2 protein-coding genes are annotated in these 3,610 nt (G+C 19.7%); both read left to right on the top strand.

The genetic code is table 4. The features are described from left to right. Positions 1-3,281, top strand: a 3,281-nt coding sequence (locus U744_RS04745) for a hypothetical protein (RefSeq protein WP_036432158.1), incomplete at its 5' end; no start/stop codon positions are given. 73 nt (positions 3,282-3,354) lie between these two features. After that, on the top strand, positions 3,355-3,610 hold a 256-nt coding region (locus tag U744_RS04410), incomplete at its 3' end, for a hypothetical protein (protein ID WP_036432155.1).

Genomic DNA, 3,610 nt, shown 5'->3' with positions numbered 1-3,610 from the left:
AAAAAAATACTAATAAAACAATTAATAATGATTTAAAAAAATCAGATCAGATTAAAAACAATAGTTCAATGAAAGCAGATGATAGTAAACAAGTAAATAATCCAGACAAACCTGAAATTAATCTGGAAACTAATAAAGATATAGATGAAAATTTAAAACTTGATAAAGTGAATGATAAAACTCAAAATATCTCTAAAAATACATCAAAAATCACAAATTATGATGAAAGCGATTTAGTAATTACCAATAATGAAGATAATATTTTAAAACAAAATGATTTATTTATTAAAAAATTAACATATTTATTTAATGATTTAAATAAAAAATATTTTTTATATTTTGAATTTAATGCAAATAAATTAACTAAAGAAAATAACACTTTATCTTTTTCAATTAATAACATTAAAAAAGAAATTAATATTCCATTTTGAAAATCAAGTTTACTTGTAGAAATTAATTCTTCAGTTAATAACTTAAAAAATGAAATTAATGATATTGTTTTAAATAATTTTAAAATAACAACTGATAATTTAGTGGTTAAAAAAATAAACTTTACTAATTTAAATATTAATAATTTAAATTTTAATTCTTATGAAGTTAATTATCAGGAAAATAAATTAACCATTAATTTAACTGATAACATTTATGAACAAGAAGATTATTTTATAGCAACTGTTGTTCCTAAAAAATATAATCCAAATTTTTCATTAAATTTACTTGCTAAATTAAAAAATAATAAAATCATAATTGAAAATATTAATGATTTAAGATATTACTATGATGAGTTTTATATTGCTAAATTATTTTCAATTGACCAAAAGAAAGAAGTTTCAATTTCAGAATTTTACAGTTTTAAATTAACTAATTCAGTATTTGATTTTTTAGCATATGATCCCAAAAAATCTGAAATTAAAAAAATAATTGGGAAAAATGAGTTTCAAGGAAAATTTGAATTACTTCATAATTTAAATAACTTATTTTTTAAAAACAAATATTTTGTTTTAACTTTTACAAACAATAAAGTATTGGAAAAAAAACAAAATTACATTGAATATAGTGATTCAATCGCAACTGGCATTAGTGATCATAAAATTAATGATAAAAGTGAATTTAACAAAAAGATTTTTTTAACTTTTGAAGATTTAAAAAATTTTAAAATTAATAATTTGCCTGAAAATAACTTATGAATTTTAACAAGTATTGAAATGGTTTACAAAGAGGATCTTTCAAAAATCATATCAATTAATTCTTCCACAACTCAAAGTAATAAATCATCTAATTTTTTTTCAAACAATAATTTTCCTTTCTATTATAAAAATAATTCTTCTAAACCACCTTCAAAGAATAAATTTGAATTACAAACTGAACTAATTAATGAAAATATTAATTACACTAATACAGTTGATGAAAATATTTTAAAACAATACAATATAAATCAACTAAATTCTGAAGAAGTATTTAATTTTAAAAATTTAAATAATAATTTAAACATACCTTTAACATTTAATAACTATTTAAAATTAAATGATTATTTTTTAAAAGAAACACAGAAAAAAATTGATCTTCAGCAAGAAGACAATAAAAATAAAATCACTGATTTTAATTTAATTAACAATGATGTTAATGTTAACTACAATTGAGTAATACTTTGAGAAAATGCAAAAGAAAAGCAATTTACTGAAAATAATGATAAAACAATTTACACCATTAAAAAGAATTTGTCACAAATGTCAGAAATTTTAAATGAAGCAAGCACTTTAGTTAATTTTAATTTTTTTGGTGACACTAATTTAATTAACAATGATAAATGACAGATAAATCACAATTCTTATAATCTAACATTTTCTTTAAAGAAATTAAAAGAAATTAAAAAAATTGATAATATTAAAATTAATTTTTTAGTTGATTGAAAGCAAATTTATGCCAATCGAAATCAAGATTCCTTAAATAAAACAAGTTGAGGATACACTCAAAATTCTTATGAAAAACTAAAAGTAAATTTTATTCAAGCAGAAGAGCTTATCAATCAAAGATTAAAAGCTTCTGTTGAATTAATTGACAATGAAATAGTTATTAAACTTCAAGCAAGAAAAGGGATTATTTCAAAAGACATTTATTATCATAATTTAAGTCAAAAAATTTCTACATTTATAGAATTAAATCAAAATTATTTATCCTTAATGTACATTGAAAATTCTAAAAATTTACAACTACCAGAAAGTAAAACTTTAGTTTCAAAAAATAACAAATGAAATTTTAAAACAATTAAAAATGAAAATTCTGGTGAAAATAATTATAAATTTGAAATTAATACTAGAATTTTAAAAAACAATCAAAATTCAACAAGTAATCAAGTAAAAATGAGATCATTTGCCAATGATGAAGGAAGTTTATGATTAATTGGAAAGGTTAGTGATAACATAAATGATAACCGTTATTATGTTGGCACTAACATTCATGTTCCTGTTGATAAAAAATCAGTCTTTTTAGCAATTCCAAAAGATCAAGAAAATATTGATGATAATCAAAGTACATTGTCTTATTTTGAATGAGAAATAAATCCACAAGTTGTTTGAAAAGCACATGATAATACCTTAATTGATGCAAGAAAAGCAGAATCCAAAGATCGTTCTAATGCTGATTTCAAAGTTGTAATAATTGATATTTCTAAATTGCTTGATTATTATAATCAAAATAAAAACAAATCTGAAATAGAAAAAAATGCTGACAAAAACTTTTTAATTGCAAAACATTTTTATAATTGAAAAAATCTAACTGATATTAAAGTATCAAATAAAGCAAAATATTTACTTAAAAATAATTTAATTTTTGATTCTTATATTAGCGCTTTTCCTAATGATGTTAATAAAACAATTATCAACAATCAAGAAAAATTTATTCGAAATAATATTCAACTGATTATGAGGTATGGAAGTTTACTTGACATTGCTTCTATTTTTGATAACAATTTTAGTGATAATTTCGGAATGTATAATGAAAAAAATAATCATTGACAAAATAAAAGTTACTTATTTGCTGGATCATCTGGTTCAGGAGTATATGATAATGAAGGAAATATTTATGGAATTCACAATGGAATAATTAATGGTAGATGAGCTACTGTACTTTTAAACACTCAAAAAATAAATTTTCTTGGAGAATATAATGAATTTAATCAAAACTCATTTGCTTCATGAATTCAGCAAGCAAATTATTTATACCCAAATAAATATCGAAAACTAAATTCCTTCATTGAATTTGACAATCCATTAAATAAATAAACTTAATATTTTAAGCAAATTTTAAAATTATGATATTTTTAATCCAAACAATATTAATTAAAAGGAAGTAAAAATGCCAAAAAATAAACATAAAAAATATAAAATATTAATAATAATTTTTAGTTTATTTTTAATAATTACAACAATTACTATCACAACTACATTAATATTTAAATCAAAACCTGAAAAATCAGAGATTCTTTTATCCAAAAAAGACAGTAATAATTTAATTAAAAAAACTAAAAAAATAGAATCTAAACCAAAAGAAGATGAAATTGAAAAAATAGATGATAGTAACATTGATTATGAAATTAAATCAGAACAACCTA

The sequence above is a fragment of the Mycoplasmopsis cricetuli ATCC 35279 genome (assembly GCF_000526955.1).
GTDB classification, from domain to species: Bacteria; Bacillota_I; Bacilli_A; order Mycoplasmatales; family Metamycoplasmataceae; genus Mycoplasmopsis; species Mycoplasmopsis cricetuli.
This window is presented reverse-complemented; position numbering and strand designations above follow the sequence as displayed.